Here is an 18,932-nt window from a genome sequence, read left to right on the forward strand (position 1 = left end):
TGAAAGGACTTGTGATGTCGCAGATCATGTACAACTACCCGGCGATGACGGCGCATGCCGGCAACATGTCGGGCTATGCCGGCGCGTTGCACAGCCTGGGTGTGGATATCGCCAGTGAGCAGGCCGCGCTGTCGAATGCCTGGCAGGGTGATACCGGGATGACCTATCAGGGCTGGCAGGCCCAGTGGAACCAGGCCCTGGAGGAGCTGGTGCAGGCCTATCAGTCGATGGCTAGCACGCACGAATCCAACACCATGGCCATGCTGGCCCGGGACACCGCCGAAGCCGCCAAGTGGGGCGGCTAGCGCGGCGACGACGGGGTCGACCTCGGCCGAAATGGCCGGTGGGCTAGCGGGATTCCCAACCGAGCGTAGGTACTGGTTCCGATCCCTTGGGGAACCGGCGCCGGCCCGGCGCGCCGAGTTCAATCTGTCGCCGTGCACGCCTGCCACCGCGACGGCCAGACCGCAACCACCGGATGGGCATCGACACCACCGGGGGCCGCGTTCTGGTCGGTGCGTCCGGTGCGGTCGACCGCGTGTGGGTTTCGCGGCCCGGTCGTCCGGACCGCGGCCCCAGAGCCTAACGTGCCGGCACGTTGGCGGCCATGTTGGTCATCACGATGTCGGACACCGACTCCGGAAAGCCGCAGAAGGTGACTTCCAACAGGGTTACCGAAAGCACCCGATAGTCGCGGCCGCAGTCGCCGGGCCGGATGTGCAGCGAGTCCCCGTCGGTCTGCCATCTGCCGACGAACAGCTGGCCGCTCGACGTCGTCGCGCAGTTGGCGACGGAGGCCACCAACTGGTCGAAGGCACGCCGCGCTGTATCGGCGTCGCGGTAGGCCGCGACCGCCTCGGAAATCAGACCGTGATCCGGCGGGTCTTGGAAGGTGGTCTTGTGGAAGGCTTCGACCTCGGGCCCAAAGGTCGCCGTTTCGGCGTAGATGAACCGGCATTCCCGCGGTGCCGTCTCGGCGAGGGCGTCGATGTCCACCGGATGCTTGCCGTCCATGGAGGGGATGATCGTCAGGTCCTCGCCGGCCCCGGTGATTGCGCGCATCCGGGATTGGTCCAACAGCAGCGTGTCGACGTCGAGCTCACCCGGTGGGGAGGCGCCGAAGCCGGGCATCGGCGTGCCGCCCACCACCCGTGTGCACGCCGCCGTCAGCGCGATCGCGGACACCCACAGCAGCGGCCGTGTCAAGCTAGCCATCGGTAACCCTTCCGCGTCGAACCTACCCGCGCGGTCCGGCAGTACACACCCCTGGTGACCGCCGATGGTGGTGATGTCGAATACGGTTGCCGGGTGAGTGTTTTCGCGACGGCCAGCGGCATCGGGTCCTGGCCCGGCACCGCCGCGCGGCCGGCCGCCGAGGTCGTTGTGGGTGAGTTGGCGGGCGCGTTGGCTCACCTTGTCGAACTGCCGGCCCGGGGAGTGGGCGCCGACCTGCTGGGGCGAGCCGGCGCGCTGCTGGTCGACGTGGCCATCGACACGGTGCCGCGCGGCTATCGGGTCGTCGCGCGTCCCGGCGCGGTGACGCGCAGGGCGGTCAGCTTGCTCGATGAGGACGTCGACGCCCTGGAAGAGGCCTGGGAGATGGCCGGCCTGCGAGGTGGCGGGCGGGCGGTCAAGCTGCAGGCTCCCGGGCCGATCACGCTGGCGGCGGGGTTGGAGCTGGCCAACGGCCACCGGGCGATCACCGACCCGGGCGCGGTGCGCGACCTGGCCGCGTCACTGGCCGAAGGCGTCGCCGCCCACCGAGCGGTGCTGGCCCGTCGCCTCGACACGCCGGTGGTGGTGCAGTTCGACGAACCGTCACTGCCGGCGGCGCTGGGCGGGCGGCTGACCGGGGTGACCGCGTTGAGCCCGGTTGCCCCGCTCGACGAGGCGGTGGCCGGTGCACAGCTGCAGACCTGCGTGCGGGCGGCCGGCGCGGATGTGCTGCTGCACAGCTGCGCGCCGGGACTGCCGTGGAATCTGTTGCAGCGCAGCGGGTTTAGCGCCATATCGGTGAATGCCGGCACGGTGCGGGCGGCGGACCTGGACAACATGTCGGCATTCGTCGAGTCGGGCGGCACCCTCGTGCTGGGCGTGGTGGCCGCCACCGAACCGGAGCGGCGGCCGGCGGTGGAAGAGGTGGCCGCCGCGGTGGTGGCGGTCACCGATCGGCTCGGCTTCGGCCGGTCGGTGCTGTCCGATCGCGTCGGCATCACCCCGGTATGCGGCCTGGCCGAGGCAACCCCGCAGTGGGCGCGGACCGCGATCGGACTTGCCCGGCGGGCCGCCGAGGCGTTGGCGGCCGACCCGGACTTTGGCTGACCGTGTCAGCCCGGACGCCCGGACTCGCCGAGCGCCCCGGTGGCACCCTGATCGCCGGTGTTGCCGGTGACGCCCGGGATAGACCCCTTTCCGCCGACCCCGCCCTGACCGCCGGCCCCGCCGGCCCCGCCCATCCCGCCGTTGCCGATCAGCCCGGCGCTGCCGCCGGCCCCGCCGGCCTGCCCGGGCCCGCCGGCCCCGCCGTTGCCGCCGTTGCCGTCCAACAGCCCGCCGGGTCCGCCGGGCTGCCCCGGCGCGCCGTCGGTGCCGTTGCCGATCAGCGGACGCCCCAACAGCGCCTGGGTGGGTGTGGTCACGGTGTTGAGCAGCTGTTGTTCCAGCGTCGCGTTGGCGGCCTCGGCGGCCACATACCGATCCACGCCGGCGGCCAGGGCGCGGGTGAATTGGTCATGAAAGGCCGCCGCCTGCCCCGCGGCCGCCTGATACGCCCGGGCGTGCGCCCCGAACAGCGCCGCGATGGCCACCGAAACCTCGTCCGCGGCGTCCGCCGCCACCCTCGTCGTCTGGGCCGCAGCTGCCACACTGGCCGCGTTGATCGTCGAGCCGATCCGGCCAAGTCCGTGGCCGCCGCCGCTAGTGCTTCGGGAGCCGCGATCAGAAACGACATGGCGCACCCCATCACCGAGTAATTAACGCGGCCGATGATATCGCGCTGCCCGGCAAGGCATCCCGGAATCGCGCGAATGCGCCACTGAGATGGGGCCGAAGTGTTGTCACGGTCAACGCCGCAACTCCGCGTGTCAGCCTGCTCGGTTAGCCTGCCAGGGTGAGCGCGGCTGAAGAACCCACACCGCCGGATGTGTTGCGGCAGTGGCGGGAACTGGCCGAGGAGGTGCGCGAACACCAGTTCCGCTACTACGTGCGTAACGCGCCCACCATCTCCGACGCGGAGTTCGACACGCTGCTGCGCCGCCTGGAGGCCCTCGAGGAGCGGTATCCGGAGCTGCGCACCCCCGACTCGCCCACCCAGCTGGTCGGCGGCGCCGGGTTCGCCACGGAATTCGAGCCCGTCGAGCACCTGGAACGGATGCTGAGCCTGGACAACGCGTTCAGCGCCGACGAACTCACCGCCTGGGCCGGTCGCGTCCACGCCGAGGTCGGCGACGACGCCCACTATCTGTGTGAGCTCAAGATCGACGGCGTCGCGCTGTCCCTGGTCTACCGCGGCGGACGGCTGACCCGGGCCTCCACCCGGGGGGACGGTCGCACCGGCGAGGATGTCACCCTCAACGCTCGCACCATCGCCGACGTCCCCGAGCGGCTCACCGCCAGCGACGCCTACCCGGTGCCCGAGGTCCTCGAGGTCCGCGGCGAGGTGTTCTTTCGGGTGGCCGACTTCCAGGCGCTCAACACCAGCCTGATCGAGGAGGGCAAGGCGCCGTTCGCCAACCCCCGCAACAGCGCGGCGGGGTCGCTGCGCCAGAAAGATCCGGCGGTCACCGCGCGCCGCCGGCTGCGGATGATCTGCCACGGGCTGGGCCACACCGAAGGCTTTCGACCGGCCACCCTGCACGACGGCTACCGGGCGCTGCGGGACTGGGGGCTGCCGGTTTCCGAGCACACCACGCTGGTGGACGACCTGGCCGGTGTGCGCGAGCGGATCGACTACTGGGGCGAGCACCGTCACGAGGTGGGCTACGAAATCGACGGCGTGGTCGTCAAGGTCGACGAGGTGGCGCTGCAGCGGCGGCTGGGTTCCACCTCGCGGGCCCCGCGCTGGGCCATCGCCTACAAATACCCACCCGAGGAGGCCCAGACCAAGCTGCTCGACATCCGGGTGAACGTGGGCCGCACCGGGCGGATCACACCGTTCGCGTTCATGACACCGGTCAAGGTGGCCGGGTCGACGGTGGCGCAGGCCACGTTGCACAACGCCTCGGAGGTCAAGCGCAAGGGCGTGCTGATCGGCGACACCGTGGTGATCCGCAAGGCCGGCGACGTGATCCCCGAGGTGCTAGGACCCGTGGTCGACCTGCGCGACGGATCCGAACGCGAATTCGTCATGCCCACCACGTGCCCGGAGTGTGGTACCGCGTTGGCGCCGGAGAAGGAGGGCGACGTCGACATCCGTTGCCCCAACGCCCGCGGCTGCCCGGGGCAACTGCGGGAGCGAGTTTTTCACGTCGCCAGCCGCAGCGCCTTGGATATCGAGGTGCTGGGCTACGAGGCGGGTGTGGCGCTCTTGCAGGCGAAGGTGATCGCCGACGAGGGCGACCTGTTCGCGCTGACCGAGCAGGACTTGCTGCGCACCGACCTGTTCCGCACCAAGGCCGGCGAATTATCGGCCAACGGCCGGCGGCTGCTGGCCAACCTCGACAAGGCCAAGGCCGCACCGCTGTGGCGGGTGCTGGTGGCGCTGTCGATCCGCCATGTCGGCCCGACCGCGGCACGGGCCCTGGCCACCGAGTTCGGCAGCCTCGACGCCATTGCCGCCGCGTCCACCGAGCAGCTGGCCGCCGTCGAGGGGGTGGGGCCGACCATTGCCGACGCGGTCGCCGAGTGGTTCACCCTCGACTGGCACCGCGAGATCGTCGCCAAGTGGCGGGCGGCCGGGGTGCGGATGGCCGACGAGCGTGACGAGAGTGTGCCACGCACCCTGGCCGGGCTGACCATCGTGGTCACCGGCTCGTTGACGGGTTTCTCCCGCGACGACGCCAAGGAAGCGATCGTGGCCCGCGGCGGCAAGGCCGCCGGGTCGGTGTCGAGGAAGACCTCCTATGTCGTGGTCGGCGACTCGCCTGGCTCCAAATACGACAAGGCGGTGGAGCTGGGGGTGCCCATTCTCGACGAGGACGGGTTTCGAAAACTGTTGGCCGGCGGCCCCCCGGACACCGGCGACGCCGACGCGGTGCCATAGTGGGGGATGCCGTTATATCAATGCCTTGTCCCGGCGGGTTCGCTGAGCGTCGAAACCCGCGCCACGCTGGCCGAAGCGATCACCGAAATTCACTGCACCGTCACGGGTGCGCCGCGCGGATTCGTCAACGTTGTGTTCGTGGAGTACGACCCGTCGACGTACTTCACCGCGGGTAAACCCAACTCCTGTTCGGTGATCAGTGGGAACATCCGCGCCGGCCGGGATCGCCAGACGCGGGCGCGACTGCTCACCGAGCTATCGCGATCCTGGGTGGCGATCACCGGCCAGGATCCCCGCTCACTGCTGATCGGCCTCAACGAGCTCGACCCCACCTCGGTGATGGAAGCCGGGCTGATCATGCCGGCACCCGGTGAAGAGGCCGACTGGCTCGAGAAAAACCAGCACGTGCTCGGCGAGCTGCTGTCCAGCCGGTAGCCGCGGTTCAGCGCAACATCGTCGCCACAATGCCGGCCAGGTAGCCCAGCCGAGCCACCTCCGACGGCCGGAATTCCGGGCCCGGCCGGCCCAACACCACCGCGGTGTGCGGGTCACCCAACGGAGCCGCCACCATGGTGGTGTCCATGTCGCGCCAGGCCTTCGGCACCCACTCGGCGTCCCCGTCAAGCGGCACCGCCCGCTCGATCGGCAGCCAGGGCGCGGTGGCCGCTCGGGTTTCCGGCGCACCCGGGCTGCCCGCCAGGCGGTGCAGCCGTCCCCGCGAACTGCGCAACACCGTGCACCAGCTCACCCGCAGCACCCGGGGCGCCTCGTTGACCAACACCCGCAGCCTGGACTCGCTGTCGCCGGCCGCGGCCACATGGTCGAGAAGTTCCAGCTCGCGGTGTGCTTCCAGCAGCCCGGTGTGCGGGCGCAGGCTGTCCACCCGGACACCGTGCAGTGACTCCGCGGCGGTGATCAGGGTGTCGGGCATCGCGCCTGGGGGCAGTTCGACCACCAGGTCGTCGATCGCGTAGCCGTTGCTGCGCTCGACCACGTCGAGCGACAGGATGTCGGCGCCCACCGAACCGAGCGCGACCGCCAACGACCCCAGGCTGCCCGGTCGGTCGACGAGCTCGATGCGCAACAAATACGACGCCACGGCCAACACTGTTGCACAGCGCTGCCCGCACGGCATTTCGGCGGCCGGCGTCGGCGGTGCGGCCACCCGTTAGGCTTTTCGCTCGTGTCCCAGATCTCCCGCGACGAGGTGGCCCACCTCGCCCGGCTTGCCCGGCTGGCGTTGACCGAGACCGAGCTGGACAGCTTCGCCGGCCAACTCGACGCCATCCTGACCCACGTCAGCCAGATCCAGGCCGTCGACGTCACTGGCGTGGAGGCCACCGACAATCCGCTCACCGACGTCAACGTCACCCGCCCGGACGAGAGCGTGCCGTCCCTGACCCAGCGGCAGGCGCTCGACCAGGCGCCCGAGGCCGTCGACGGCCGCTTCGCGGTCCCGCAGATCTTGGGGGACGAGCAGTGACGGACATCATCCGGTCCGACGCCGCGACGCTGGCCGCCAAGATCGCCGACGGGGAACTGTCGTCCACCGAGATCACCCAGGCCTGCCTGGACCAGATCGCGGCCACCGACGAGAGGTACCACGCCTTCTTGCATGTGGCGGCCGACCAGGCGCTGGCGGCGGCGGCCACCGTTGATGCGGCGGTGGCCGCCGGCCAGCCCCTGCCCTCGGCCCTGGCCGGGGTGCCGCTGGCGCTCAAGGACGTGTTCACCACCATCGACATGCCCACCACCTGCGGGTCCAAGATCCTGCAGGGCTGGCGATCCCCCTACGACGCCACGCTGACCGTGCGGCTGCGCGCGGCCGGGATCCCGATCCTGGGCAAAACCAACATGGACGAGTTCGCGATGGGCTCGTCGACGGAGAATTCCGCCTACGGTCCCACCCGCAACCCGTGGGATCTCGACCGGGTCCCGGGCGGCTCGGGTGGCGGCAGCGCGGCGGCGTTGGCCGCGTTCCAGGCGCCGCTGGCCATCGGATCCGACACCGGGGGCTCCATCCGTCAACCGGCGGCGCTGACCGCGACCGTCGGCGTCAAACCCACCTACGGCACGGTGTCCCGCTACGGCCTGGTGGCCTGCGCGTCGTCGCTGGATCAGGGCGGCCCGTGCGCGCGCACCGTGCTGGACACCGCGCTGCTGCACCGGGTGATCGCCGGGCACGACCCGCGCGACTCCACGTCGATCGACGCCGAGGTGCCCGACGTGGTGGGCGCCGCCAGGGCCGGAGCGGCCGGGGATCTGCGCGGTGTGCGGGTCGGCGTGGTCAAGCAGCTGCGTGGTGAGGGCTGCCAGCCAGGGGTGCTGGCGTCGTTCGAGGGCGCCGTCGAGCGGTTGACCGCGCTGGGCGCGCGGGTCAGCGAGGTCGACTGCCCGCACTTCGACTACGCGCTGGCCGCCTACTACCTGATCCTGCCGTCGGAGGTGTCGAGCAACCTGGCGCGCTTCGACGCCATGCGCTACGGGCTGCGGGTCGGCGATGACGGCTCCCACAGCGCCGAGGAAGTCATGGCCCTGACCCGGGCCGCCGGCTTTGGGCCCGAGGTCAAGCGGCGCATCATGATCGGCACCTACGCGTTGTCGGCCGGCTACTACGACGCCTACTACAACCAGGCGCAGAAGGTGCGCACGCTGATCGCCCGCGACCTCGACGCGGCCTACCGGACCGTGGACGTGCTGGTGTCGCCCGCGACCCCGACCACCGCGTTCCGGCTGGGCGAGAAGGTCGACGACCCGTTGGCGATGTATTTGTTCGACCTGTGCACGCTGCCGCTGAACCTGGCCGGCCACTGCGGCATGTCGGTGCCGTCGGGGCTGTCCCCGGACGACGGGTTGCCGGTCGGCCTGCAGATCATGGCCCCGGCGTTGGCCGACGACCGGCTCTACCGGGTGGGCGCGGCTTACGAGGCCGCCCGCGGCCCGCTGCCGTCGCCGATCTAACGCGAGGCAAGATGAGAGCATGCGGATCGGAATTCTCACCGGAGGTGGTGACTGTCCCGGCCTCAACGCCGTCATCCGGGCAGTGGTGCGAACCTGCGACGCCCGGTACGGCTCGTCGGTGGTCGGATTCCAGGACGGGTGGCGCGGGCTGCTGGAGAACCGGCGCATGCAACTGCGCAACGACGACCGCAACGACCGGCTGTTGGCCAAGGGCGGAACGATGCTGGGCACCGCCCGGGTGCACCCGGACAAGCTGCGGGCCGGTCTGCACCAGATCATGCAGACCCTCGACGACAACGGCATCGACGTGCTCATCCCGATCGGCGGTGAGGGCACGCTGACCGCCGCGCACTGGCTGTCGGAGGAGAACGTCCCGGTGGTCGGTGTGCCCAAGACCATCGACAACGACATCGACTGCACCGACGTGACTTTCGGCCACGACACCGCGCTGACGGTGGCCACCGAGGCCATCGACCGGTTGCACAGCACCGCCGAATCGCACCAACGGGTGATGCTGGTGGAGGTGATGGGCCGGCACGCCGGCTGGATTGCGCTCAACGCCGGGCTGGCGTCCGGCGCTCACATGACGCTGATCCCCGAACAGCCCTTCGACGTCGAAGAGGTGTGCCGGCTGGTCAAACGGCGCTTCCAGCGTGGCGACTCGCACTTCATCTGCGTGGTGGCCGAGGGCGCCAAGCCGATTCCGGGGTCGATGCAGTTGCGCGAGGGCGGGCTTGACGAGTTCGGCCATGAGCGTTTTACCGGCGTGGCAGCGCAGCTGGGCGCCGAGGTGGAAAAGCGCATCAACAAGGACGTCCGGGTCACCGTGCTGGGCCACGTTCAGCGAGGGGGAACCCCGACGGCCTACGACCGGGTGCTGGCCACCCGGTTCGGGGTCAACGCCGCCGACGCCGCGCACGCAGGCGAGTACGGCCAGATGGTGTCGCTGCGTGGGCAGGACATCGGCCGGGTGCCGCTGGCCGACGCGGTGCGCCAACTCAAACTGGTGCCGCAGAGCCGCTACGACGACGCCGCCGCCTTCTTCGGGTGACCTGCGGTGCTCGAACTAGGATCGGGCTCATGACCGCTGCCGCCCGGGCTTCCGGGACCGACCTGCTGGATTACGACGACGTCGTCGCACGCTTCGAGCCGGTGCTGGGCCTTGAGGTGCACGTGGAGCTGTCCACGGTGACCAAGATGTTCTGCGGTTGCACCACCAGATTCGGCGGCGAACCCAACACCCAGGTGTGCCCGGTGTGCCTGGGCCTGCCCGGTTCGCTGCCGGTGCTCAACGCGGCGGCCGTGGAGTCGGCGATCCGCATCGGACTGGCGCTCAACTGTGAGATCGTGCCCTGGTGTCGCTTCGCCCGGAAGAACTACTTCTACCCGGACATGCCCAAGAACTACCAGATCTCGCAGTACGACGAGCCGATCGCCATCAACGGATACCTCGACGCGCCGCTGGAGGACGGCAGCACCTTTCGGGTGGAGATCGAGCGGGCGCACATGGAGGAAGACACCGGCAAGCTCACCCACATCGGCAGCGAGACGGGCCGCATCCACGGCGCAACGACCTCGCTGATCGACTACAACCGCGCCGGCGTACCGCTGATCGAGATCGTCACCAAACCGATCGTGGGCGCTGGCGCGCGGGCGCCGCAGATCGCCCGGGCCTATGTGACGGCCTTGCGAGACCTGTTGCGCGCATTGGATGTATCCGATGTCCGGATGGACCAGGGCTCGATGCGTTGCGATGCCAACGTGTCGCTAAGGCCAATCGGAACAACCGAATTCGGCACCCGAACGGAGACCAAGAACGTCAACTCGTTGAAAAGTGTCGAAGTCGCCGTCCGTTACGAAATGCAGCGTCAGGGTGCTATTTTGGTTGCCGGTGGCCGGATCACCCAGGAAACCAGGCACTTTCACGAGGCCGGCTATACCAGCCCCGGTCGGGTGAAGGAGACCGCCCAGGACTACCGGTACTTCCCCGAGCCGGACCTGGAGCCCGTCGCGCCCAGCCGCGAACTGGTCGAGCAACTGCGGCAGACGATTCCAGAGCTTCCGTGGTTGCGCCGCAAGAGAATTCAGCAGGAGTGGGGTGTTTCCGACGAGGTGATGCGAGACCTCGTCAACGCCGGGGCGGTCGAGTTGGTCAGCGCCACCGTCGAGCACGGCGCCGCGGCCGAGCAGGCGCGCGCCTGGTGGGGGAACTTCTTGGTTCAGAAGGCCAATGAAGCCGGGGTGCAACTCGACGAGTTGCCCATCACCCCCGCCCAGGTTGCCGCGGTGGTGGCATTGGTCGACGAGGGAAAGCTGTCCAACAAGCTGGCCCGCCAGGTTGTCGAAGGCGTGCTCGCCGGTGAGGGTGAGCCCGAGCAGGTGATGACCGCACGTGGCTTGGCGCTGGTCCGCGACGATGCGTTGACCCGGGCCGCGGTAGACGACGCCCTGGCCGCCAATCCCGATGTGGCGGAAAAGATTCGCGGAGGCAAGGTGGCGGCCGCGGGCGCGATCGTGGGCGCGGTGATGAAGGCGACCGGCGGGCAGGCTGACGCTGCCCGGGTGCGCGAACTCGTGCTGGCGGCTTGCGGGCAGGGCTAGCCGGCGCCCCGACACCTCCCGGATCTGGCCGACTGATCGCCCGGAAGGGCTGTCAGAAGACGTCGTACCGATTCATGATGGTGGTGTGATCGAGGAATCGTTCGACGATCTGATGGCGATGCTGGACTACCCGGTGCTCGTGGTGACCACGCAGGCCGATGGTCACCCGGCGGGTTGTCTGGTCAGTTTCGCCACCCAGACGAGCGTGCAGCCGCCAAGTTTTATGGTCGGTATGCCCGTAGGAGACCACACCGCCGAGGTGGCGAGCCGGTCCAATCACCTGGTGGTGCACGTGCTGGCGCGGCGCCAGCGCGCTCTGGCCGAACTGTTCGGCCGCCAGGCGGGGGATCAGATTAACCAATTCGAGCGCTGCGCGTGGCGCGCCGGTCCCTATGGGATGCCGATTCTCGATGATGCGGTCGCGTGGTTCGTCGGCAGGACGGCGAGTCGAAGCCAGGTCGGGGATCACGTGGCCTACCTGCTGGAGCCCGTCGCCGTCTGGGCTCCCGACTGCTCCGAAGAACTGCTGTACCTGTCCGATCTCGACGACCTCGATCCCGGACACGAGCCGCCACAGCGGGTTGCCCTCTATGAACCGGGTGAGGCGTCGCGCCGTTACGGCCTAAGGTTCACCCTCGACGTGCCCTAGCCGTAACCAGCCGGCGACTGCTGACCCGCAATTACGCGGCGTCCTAGCCGTCACACCTACACCGGCGAGCGGCCATGACATCCCTGGCCCCAACCCAGCACCCGCCCGACGTCCGGGCCCCGGACCGCTACGTCTTGTCGTCGTTGTTGCGCGGGAAGCCGCCGCCCTGCGGGAACAACGGGAACACCACGTCGTCCAGCTTCTCGGCGTCACCGGCGGTCTTGTTGACCGTGGCGCCCCAGACGTTGCCGTCCGGCGACATCCGCAACGCCCAGGCGTGCGCATGGGTGTCCTTGCGGACGACGTCGGGTTCACCGGTGACCGCGCCGGTCGACGGCGCCAGCCGGACCGCCACCGTCAACTTGGTGTTGATCAAGTTCACCAGCACGGTGCCGTCCATGGCCGCGCACCCGGCCACCCCGGGCTTGTCCGGCCAGGTCCACACCGTGGAGACCTCCGATTTCTTGGTGATGCGCTGCAACCGGTCCGCGGTGGGAGTCCGGTCGGCCACATACAGCGAGCCGTCGATGGGGTCGATGCACAGCCCGCCACCGGACCCCACGCCGGTTAGCGCCGTCGTCGGCGGCGCCTGCCCGATGGTGGTGGGCTGCTCGATCCGTAGCACCTTGCCGGCTAACGATCTGGGATCGGCGGCCAACGCCGGGTCACCCGCATCACCGGTCAGCACGACCAGCGTGGTGGGGCTGGTGAAGATCAACGCTCCGGTGTTGCCGGTGGCGCCCTTGGGGATTCCGGTCAGGATGTCCTTGGGGACGTCGCCTTCGGCGATGCGGATGACCCGGTTGTCGGTGGGCGTGCTGATGTAGGCGTACATCAGCCGGTCCTGCGAGTAGGTGGGCGACAAGACGATATCCATCAGACCGCCGTCACCGCTCGGGTCGACCGGGATGACCATCTTCACCTTTGGCTCCGCGCTGATGGAGATCGCCTTGACGACGCCGGTGGTGCGCTCGGCGACCAATGCCGTTTTGCTGTCGATGCCCATGATGAGGCCGCTGGTGCTCTCCAAGCAGCCCTGCATCACCCCCGGCGCCGGACATGCCTTGGGGAAGGGGGTCGGCGGCAGGGGCGGTGGCGGGGGCGGCGTCGAGCTGGGCAGCGGCCGCAGCTCGGGGTTGGTGGTAAAGGGCTGTGACTGGGCGTCGTTGAACCGTGCGCAGCCGCTCGACGCCAGCACGACCGCACACAACGCGGCGAGCCCGCATCGCAGCGACCGTCGTATCCGCATGACCGACAGGCTACGGACCCTGCGGGCACCGCCGCCACCTGCCCCGCGCGGGGCCCGACGGCGAGTCCCGTGTCAGGTACCGCGGCAAAGCCCCGGTGTGGTGCTATCCGGTTGCTATCCGGCGCAATTTCGGCCGTATGGTGGGCCGGTGGCCGACGAAAATGCGGATTTATCGGGCCACAGCGCCGCTCAAATCCCCAATTCAGGGCCAAATGCCCTTACCCTGGCACGCGTGACCAGTTCGAATGACTCACCTTGGCAGCGGCCCGACGATTCCCCCGGGCCAACTCCGGGACGCACCGTCTCAGCAAGCCTGGTCGACCCCGAAGACGACTTGACCCCCGCCCGGTATTCGGGCGACTTTGCAAACACCGGGACCACCAGCATCATTCCGCCCTACGACCCGGCCAACTCCGGTGTCGTGGGGTATCACCCGATCGACGCGCAGGAGCCGTTGCCCTACGTCCAGCCACAGCAACCCGGGCGGCAGATCTCGGCTGTGCCCGCCGCGATCGATATCGACGGGGACGACGAACGGGTACGCGCCGCCGGTCGGCGCGGCACGCAGAATCTGGGCCTGCTGATCCTGCGGGTCGGGCTGGGCGCGGTGCTGATCGCGCACGGGCTGCAGAAGCTGTTCGGCTGGTGGGGCGGCTCTGGGGTGGTCGGATTCCAGCACTCGCTGTCCGACGTCGGCTATCAGCACGCCGACGTCTTGGCGTATGTGGGTGCCGGTGGTGAGATCGTCGCGGGAGTGCTGTTGGTGCTGGGCCTGTTCACCCCGCTGGCCGCGGCGGGCGCGCTGGCCTTTCTGATCAATGGTTTGCTCGCCACCGTCTCAGCGCGGCCGCATGCGCACTTCACCTACTTCATGCCCGACGGGCACGAGTACCAGATCACCCTGGTGGTCATGGCCGTGGCCATCATCTTGAGCGGTCCCGGCCGGTACGGGCTGGACGCCGGCCGGGGCTGGGCCCATCGGCCCTTCATCGGGTCATTCGTCGCGCTGCTCATCGGCGTCGCCGCCGGCATCGCGGTGTGGGTGCTGCTCAACGGCGTTAATCCGCTGGCCTAAACCACTGGGTCCAATGGTGGCGACCCGCAGCGCCCGGCTACGCCGCGCTTGCGATCGCCACTAGGTCCAATGGTGGCGACGCAGCGCCCGGCTACGCCGCGCTTGCGATCGCCACTGGGTCCAATGGTGGCGACCCGCAGCGCCCGGCTACGCCGCGCTTGCGATCGCCACTGGGTCCAATGGTGGCGACCCGCAGCGCCCGGCTACGCCGCGCTTGCGATCGCCACTGGGTCCAATGGTGGCGACCCGCAGCGCCCGGCTACGCCGCGCTTGCGATCGCCACTGGGTCCAATGGTGGCGACCCGCAGCGCCCGGCTACGCCGCGCTTGCGATCGCCACTGGGTCCAATGGTGGCGACCCGCAGCGCCCGGCTACGCCGCGCTTGCGATCGCCACTGGGTCCAATGGTGGCGACCCGCAGCGCCCGGCTACGCCGCGCTTGCGATCGCCACTAGCGGTAGGGGTTGGGAACCCGCCCCGAGCTGGCTTTGGTCAGCTGCGGCAGCGTCGCGAAGGTCACCGCGGGCAATCGCAGCTCGGCGCCGTTCTTCAGCCGTGCGCGCGCCCAGGAGCCTCGGTGGAAGCGCAGCCCGTCGATGTCGTCCCAGCGCACCGTCTGGCTACCCACCAGCGTCCGCACGGTCACTCCCCGCCCGTCGGCGACGGTGCGCAGCCGGACGATCAACGCGGACAACACGATCGGAACGATCAGCAGCGGGGCGGTCACCGGCCAGGTCAGCACCGGCACCAGCAGGCCCAGGGTCAAGAACCCGACAGCCAAGTGCGCCATCGGCGACACCTTGATCACCACCGGCGGTGCCGGCGATTCGGTAGCCACCCGAGCATCATGTCACCGGGCGAGCCGCCCGGGCCCCGGATTTGACTGCTGAGCTGTGCGAAGGCTACCGTCGGACGCTATGGACAACGCCGGAAGGCCCGGAATGCTCCCCGGAATGCTCGTAGTAATCGGTAGGCGCGTTGGTGCCTGACTAGCCCGATCGAGCACCAACGCGACCCTCGTGCAGCAGCTGAGCTGACGGGGGTTTTTTCTTGCCCACCGACGAGACTTCCCGGGACTTCCACCGCACTAGAGAACGAAGAGGACAGTGAGCGCACCTACCAAGCCACACGCACCGACATCGGCGCCGGAGCGGCAACATCACGCAATCGGTGCCAAACCTCCCACCACCCATCCGAAACGTGTTGCACCGCAGCAACTTACCGGCGCCCAGGCGGTCATCCGGTCGCTGGAGGAACTCGACGTCGATGTCATCTTCGGGATTCCGGGCGGTGCCGTGCTGCCGGTGTATGACCCGCTGTTCGACTCGAAAAAGCTGCGCCACGTGCTGGTCCGCCACGAGCAGGGCGCTGGTCACGCCGCCAGCGGCTACGCCCATGCCACCGGCCGGGTCGGGGTGTGCATGGCCACCTCGGGCCCCGGGGCGACCAACCTGGTAACCCCGCTGGCCGACGCGCAGATGGATTCCATACCGGTGGTTGCCATCACCGGGCAGGTGGGGCGCGGGCTGATCGGCACCGACGCCTTCCAGGAGGCCGACATCTCCGGCATCACCATGCCGATCACCAAGCACAATTTTCTGGTCCGTTCCGGTGACGACATTCCGCGGGTTCTGGCCGAGGCCTTCCACATCGCGGCCACGGGCCGCCCGGGTGCGGTGCTGGTGGATATCCCCAAGGACGTGCTGCAGGGCCAGTGCACGTTCAGCTGGCCGCCACGGATGGATCTACCGGGCTACAAGCCGAACACCAAGCCGCACAGTCGGCAGGTCCGGGAGGCCGCCAGGCTGATCGCGGCCGCGCGCAAGCCGGTGCTGTACGTTGGCGGCGGGGTCATCCGCGGCGAGGCGACCGAGGAGCTCAAGGAATTGGCCGAGCTGACCGGCATCCCGGTGGTCACCACGCTGATGGCCCGCGGGGCGTTTCCGGACAGCCATCGGCAGAACCTAGGCATGCCGGGCATGCACGGCACGGTGGCCGCGGTGGCCGCGCTGCAGCGCAGCGACCTGCTGATCGCGCTGGGCACCCGCTTCGACGACCGGGTCACCGGAAAACTCGATTCGTTCGCTCCCGAGGCCAAGGTCATCCACGCCGACATCGACCCGGCCGAGATCGGCAAGAACCGGCACGCCGACGTGCCGATCGTGGGCGACGTCAAGGCCGTCATCACCGACCTCGTCGCGATGCTGCGCCACTACGAGATTCCCGGCACCATCGACATGACCGCCTGGTGGGCCTATCTGGCTGGCGTGCGAAACACCTATCCGCTGAGCTACGGGCCGCAGAGCGACGGCAGCCTGAGCCCCGAGTACGTGATCGAGCGGCTGGGGCAGATCGCCGGTCCGGACGCTATCTACGTCGCCGGTGTCGGCCAGCACCAGATGTGGGCGGCGCAGTTCATCAAATACGAGAAGCCGCGCACCTGGCTGAACTCCGGCGGGCTGGGCACCATGGGGTTTGCCGTCCCGGCGGCCATGGGCGCCAAGATCGCCCTTCCCGGCACCGAGGTCTGGGCGATCGACGGCGACGGCTGCTTCCAGATGACCAACCAGGAGCTGGCCACTTGCGCGGTCGAGGGCATACCGATCAAGGTGGCGCTGATCAACAACGGCAACCTGGGCATGGTGCGCCAGTGGCAGAGCCTGTTCTACCAGGAGCGGTACTCGCAGACCGACCTGGCCACCCACTCGCACCGCATCCCCGACTTCGTGAAACTGGCCGAGGCTCTGGGGTGTGTCGGGTTGCGGTGCGAACGTGCAGAGGACGTCGTCGACGTCATCAACCAGGCGCGGGCGATCAACGACTGCCCGGTGGTGATCGACTTCATCGTCGGCGCCGACGCGCAAGTGTGGCCCATGGTGGCCGCCGGGACCAGCAATGACGAGATCCAGGCCGCCCGCGGCATTCGCCCGCTGTTCGACGACATCACCGAAGGGCACGCCTGATGAGCCCAAAGACGCACACCCTGTCGGTGCTGGTCGAAGACAAGCCCGGTGTGCTGGCCCGAGTGGCGGCGCTGTTTTCGCGGCGGGGATTCAACATCGAATCGTTGGCGGTTGGCGCCACCGAGTGCAAGAACATGTCGCGGATGACGATCGTGGTCTCCGCCGAGGACACCCCGCTCGAGCAGATCACCAAGCAGCTCAACAAGCTGATCAACGTCATCAAGATCGTCGAGCAGGACGACGAACACTCGGTCGCCCGGGAATTGGCGCTGATCAAGGTGCGCGCCGACGCCGGCACCCGCAGCCAGGTGATCGAAGCGGTTAATCTGTTCCGCGCCAACGTGATCGACGTATCCCCGGAATCGCTGACCGTTGAGGCCACCGGCAACCGCGGCAAGCTGGAAGCCCTGCTGCGCGTGCTGGAGCCGTTCGGCATCCGCGAGATCGCCCAATCGGGCATGGTGTCATTGTCCCGCGGCCCACGCGGCATCGGCACGGCCAAGTAAGACAAGGAGAAACGCAACAGTGGCATTAGAGATGTACTACGACGACGACGCAGACCTGTCGAAGATCCAGGGCCGCAAGGTCGCCGTGATCGGCTACGGCAGCCAGGGGCATGCGCATTCGCTGAGCCTGCGCGACTCCGGCGTTCCGGTGCGCGTCGGGCTGAAGGAGGGCTCTCAGTCGCGGGCCAAGGTCGAGGAGCAGGGCCTGCCCGTCGACACGCCCGCCAACGTGGCCGAGTGGGCGGACGTGATCATGCTGCTGGCCCCCGACACCGCACAGGCCGACATCTTCACCAACGACATCGAGCCCCACCTCGAATCCGGTGATGCGTTGTTTTTCGGTCACGGGCTCAACATCCACTATGACCTGATCAAGCCGCCGGCCGAGGTCACCGTCGCGATGGTCGCCCCGAAGGGGCCTGGGCACCTGGTGCGCCGGCAGTTCGTCGACGGCAAGGGCGTGCCGTGTCTGGTGGCGGTGGCTCAAGATCCGTTTGGTGACGGCTTGGCGCTGGCGCTGTCCTACGCCCGGGCCATCGGCGGCACCCGCGCCGGCGTCATCAAGACCACCTTCAAGGACGAAACCGAAACCGACCTGTTTGGGGAGCAGGCCGTATTGTGCGGCGGCACCGAGGAATTGGTCAAGGCCGCCTTCGACGTGATGGTCGAGGCGGGCTATCCGCCGGAGATGGCGTACTTCGAGGTGCTGCACGAGCTCAAGCTGATCGTCGACCTGATGTACGAGGGCGGCATTTCGCGGATGTACTACTCGGTGTCGGACACCGCGGAGTTCGGCGGCTACCTGTCGGGTCCACGAGTCATCGATGCCGGCACCAAGGAGCGGATGCGCGCGATTCTGCGGGAGATCCAGGACGGCACCTTCGTCAAGAAGCTGGTCGCCGATGTCGAGGGCGGTAACAAACAGCTCGAAGAGTTGCGCCGGCAAAACGCCGAGCATCCCATCGAGGTCGTCGGCAAGAAGCTGCGCGACCTGATGAGCTGGGTCGACCGGCCGATCACCGAGACCATCTAGCTATTCGTCCATGAACACCGGGGCCGCCGACCGGCATCGGTGCGGCCAGTGCCGCAGCGGTGCGGGTCGCACCCGGCAAAGCCGGGAAGGTCGAACAGGAAACCAACGAGGGGGACGGCCTATTACGGGGTGCTCGTCACCAAACCCGTGGCACTCAGGTGGAAGTACACCTGGCTCAGGGCTTCCATTTTCCTGGGCACGGAGGCCCTGGATAGCGACTGACGACGGTCACATGGCACAGCGGCGGTTGGCGGCGATCGAGTGGCGAACTCATGCGCGATGAGTCGGTGCGGGATCAGCCCAACGACTTTCGTGGAGTCGGTCGCGGGTGTCGGCGCAGTGCGCAAGGCGGATCGTTGGTGCGGCAAGAACGCTTCGCGTGCGGACTGGCCGAGACAAAGACGCGCGTCAATGGCCGGACGCGCGCAGCGTGGGCTTCCTCGTGTGGTCGGGGCACCGCGGTGCCGGCGGCCACACCGGCGGTCGCAGCACGTCGGGCCCGCGGCACGCCCGCGCCGCGGCGGCGGCGCGATGGGCTTTTCGGGTGCACCCGGAACAGTGGCGTCGGCCATGCTTGGGTGCGGGGGCTGTGGATAACGTGCGCGAGGTGTCAGCGGTTCCCGCTAGAATCGAAACTATGTTCGATCAGGAGGGGTCGTCGCAGGTGGCGGGGCCGGGCCCGGTCGAGGACGGCAT

At 68.8% G+C, this 18,932-nt stretch carries 17 protein-coding genes and 2 pseudogenes; 13 read left to right on the forward strand and 6 right to left on the reverse strand.

From position 1 onward, the window contains the following. The first annotated feature begins 14 nt into the window (after positions 1–14). Positions 15–305, forward strand: coding sequence for a WXG100 family type VII secretion target (locus tag G6N20_RS03275; protein ID WP_083051695.1), 291 nt, complete (start codon positions 15–17; stop codon positions 303–305). Positions 306–582: 277 nt separating this feature from the next. On the opposite strand, the gene G6N20_RS03280 is transcribed toward G6N20_RS03275, so the two are convergent. Next, on the reverse strand, positions 583–1,215 hold the full coding sequence (locus G6N20_RS03280; RefSeq protein WP_083051692.1) for a sensor domain-containing protein: 633 nt from the start codon (positions 1,213–1,215) through the stop codon (positions 583–585). 93 nt (positions 1,216–1,308) lie between these two features. Here G6N20_RS03280 and G6N20_RS03285 point away from each other — a divergent pair, with 93 nt between their 5' ends. After that, positions 1,309–2,322, forward strand: a complete 1,014-nt coding sequence (locus G6N20_RS03285) for a uroporphyrinogen decarboxylase/cobalamine-independent methonine synthase family protein (protein WP_083051756.1) — start codon at positions 1,309–1,311, stop codon at positions 2,320–2,322. A gap of 8 nt (positions 2,323–2,330) precedes the next feature. Here the strand turns inward: G6N20_RS03285 and G6N20_RS03290 are convergent. Further along, positions 2,331–2,950, reverse strand: a pseudogene (locus G6N20_RS03290) (PE family protein); the annotation flags it as partial. A gap of 159 nt (positions 2,951–3,109) precedes the next feature. Between G6N20_RS03290 and ligA the strand changes: the two are divergent. Together ligA and G6N20_RS03300 are read left to right on the forward strand one after the other, a co-directional pair. Continuing rightward, positions 3,110–5,200 (forward strand): NAD-dependent DNA ligase LigA, encoded by a 2,091-nt coding sequence (gene ligA / locus G6N20_RS03295; protein WP_083052014.1) that lies wholly within the window; start codon positions 3,110–3,112, stop codon positions 5,198–5,200. A 6-nt stretch (positions 5,201–5,206) separates the two neighbouring features. Next, positions 5,207–5,635, forward strand: coding sequence for a tautomerase family protein (locus tag G6N20_RS03300; protein ID WP_083052016.1), 429 nt, complete (start codon positions 5,207–5,209; stop codon positions 5,633–5,635). A 7-nt stretch (positions 5,636–5,642) separates the two neighbouring features. Here G6N20_RS03300 and G6N20_RS03305 read toward each other — a convergent pair whose 3' ends face one another. Continuing rightward, entirely contained in the window at positions 5,643–6,299 is a 657-nt protein-coding gene (locus tag G6N20_RS03305; protein ID WP_142272205.1) for an ACT domain-containing protein, read from the reverse strand. Between the two features lie 84 nt (positions 6,300–6,383). Between G6N20_RS03305 and gatC the strand changes: the two genes are divergently transcribed. Genes gatC through G6N20_RS03330 form a run of 5 tightly spaced genes read left to right on the forward strand, consistent with a single transcriptional unit; the run spans position 6,384 to position 11,411 of the window. Further along, positions 6,384–6,683, forward strand: coding sequence for an Asp-tRNA(Asn)/Glu-tRNA(Gln) amidotransferase subunit GatC (gene gatC / locus G6N20_RS03310; RefSeq protein ID WP_083052018.1), 300 nt, complete (start codon positions 6,384–6,386; stop codon positions 6,681–6,683). After that, positions 6,680–8,161: an Asp-tRNA(Asn)/Glu-tRNA(Gln) amidotransferase subunit GatA gene (gatA, locus tag G6N20_RS03315; RefSeq protein ID WP_083052020.1), complete on the forward strand. Its 1,482-nt coding sequence runs from the start codon at positions 6,680–6,682 to the stop codon at positions 8,159–8,161. Before gatC ends, gatA begins: the two co-directional genes overlap by 4 nt. 19 nt (positions 8,162–8,180) lie before the next feature. After that, on the forward strand, positions 8,181–9,212 hold the full coding sequence (locus G6N20_RS03320; RefSeq protein ID WP_083052023.1) for an ATP-dependent 6-phosphofructokinase: 1,032 nt from the start codon (positions 8,181–8,183) through the stop codon (positions 9,210–9,212). 29 nt (positions 9,213–9,241) lie between these two features. Beyond that, positions 9,242–10,762, forward strand: coding sequence for an Asp-tRNA(Asn)/Glu-tRNA(Gln) amidotransferase subunit GatB (gene gatB, locus G6N20_RS03325; RefSeq protein WP_083052026.1), 1,521 nt, complete (start codon positions 9,242–9,244; stop codon positions 10,760–10,762). A 49-nt stretch (positions 10,763–10,811) separates the two neighbouring features. After that, entirely contained in the window at positions 10,812–11,411 is a 600-nt protein-coding gene (locus tag G6N20_RS03330) for a flavin reductase family protein (protein WP_083052029.1), read from the forward strand. Between the two features lie 127 nt (positions 11,412–11,538). Here G6N20_RS03330 and G6N20_RS03335 read toward each other — a convergent pair whose 3' ends face one another. Beyond that, on the reverse strand, positions 11,539–12,660 hold the full coding sequence (locus G6N20_RS03335) for a PQQ-dependent sugar dehydrogenase (protein WP_083052032.1): 1,122 nt from the start codon (positions 12,658–12,660) through the stop codon (positions 11,539–11,541). 232 nt (positions 12,661–12,892) lie between these two features. Between G6N20_RS03335 and G6N20_RS03340 the strand changes: the two genes are divergently transcribed. Next, the gene (locus G6N20_RS03340; RefSeq protein WP_083052035.1) at positions 12,893–13,735 is read left to right on the forward strand and encodes a DoxX family protein; all 843 of its coding nucleotides are present in this window, start codon (positions 12,893–12,895) and stop codon (positions 13,733–13,735) included. A 450-nt stretch (positions 13,736–14,185) separates the two neighbouring features. On the opposite strand, the gene G6N20_RS03350 is transcribed toward G6N20_RS03340, so the two are convergent. Then, the gene (locus G6N20_RS03350; protein WP_083052050.1) at positions 14,186–14,524 is read right to left on the reverse strand and encodes a PH domain-containing protein; all 339 of its coding nucleotides are present in this window, start codon (positions 14,522–14,524) and stop codon (positions 14,186–14,188) included. Positions 14,525–14,840: 316 nt separating this feature from the next. Between G6N20_RS03350 and G6N20_RS03355 the strand changes: the two genes are divergently transcribed. The 3 genes from G6N20_RS03355 to ilvC are packed head-to-tail and all read left to right on the forward strand — an operon-like array spanning position 14,841 to position 18,236. Next, on the forward strand, positions 14,841–16,697 hold the full coding sequence (locus G6N20_RS03355; protein WP_083052038.1) for an acetolactate synthase large subunit: 1,857 nt from the start codon (positions 14,841–14,843) through the stop codon (positions 16,695–16,697). Beyond that, positions 16,697–17,203, forward strand: coding sequence for an acetolactate synthase small subunit (gene ilvN, locus G6N20_RS03360; protein ID WP_083052041.1), 507 nt, complete (start codon positions 16,697–16,699; stop codon positions 17,201–17,203). Before G6N20_RS03355 ends, ilvN begins: the two co-directional genes overlap by 1 nt. Before the next feature lie 31 nt (positions 17,204–17,234). Beyond that, complete coding sequence (gene ilvC, locus G6N20_RS03365; protein ID WP_083052044.1) at positions 17,235–18,236, forward strand: ketol-acid reductoisomerase; 1,002 nt, start codon at positions 17,235–17,237, stop codon at positions 18,234–18,236. A 293-nt stretch (positions 18,237–18,529) separates the two neighbouring features. On the opposite strand, the pseudogene G6N20_RS03370 reads toward ilvC, so the two are convergent. Beyond that, a pseudogene (locus G6N20_RS03370) lies at positions 18,530–18,643 on the reverse strand (ABC transporter permease); the annotation flags it as partial. Positions 18,644–18,932: the final 289 nt, after the last annotated feature.

Origin of the sequence: Mycobacterium shinjukuense (genome assembly GCF_010730055.1) — a bacterium.
Classification (GTDB): domain Bacteria; phylum Actinomycetota; class Actinomycetes; order Mycobacteriales; family Mycobacteriaceae; genus Mycobacterium; species Mycobacterium shinjukuense.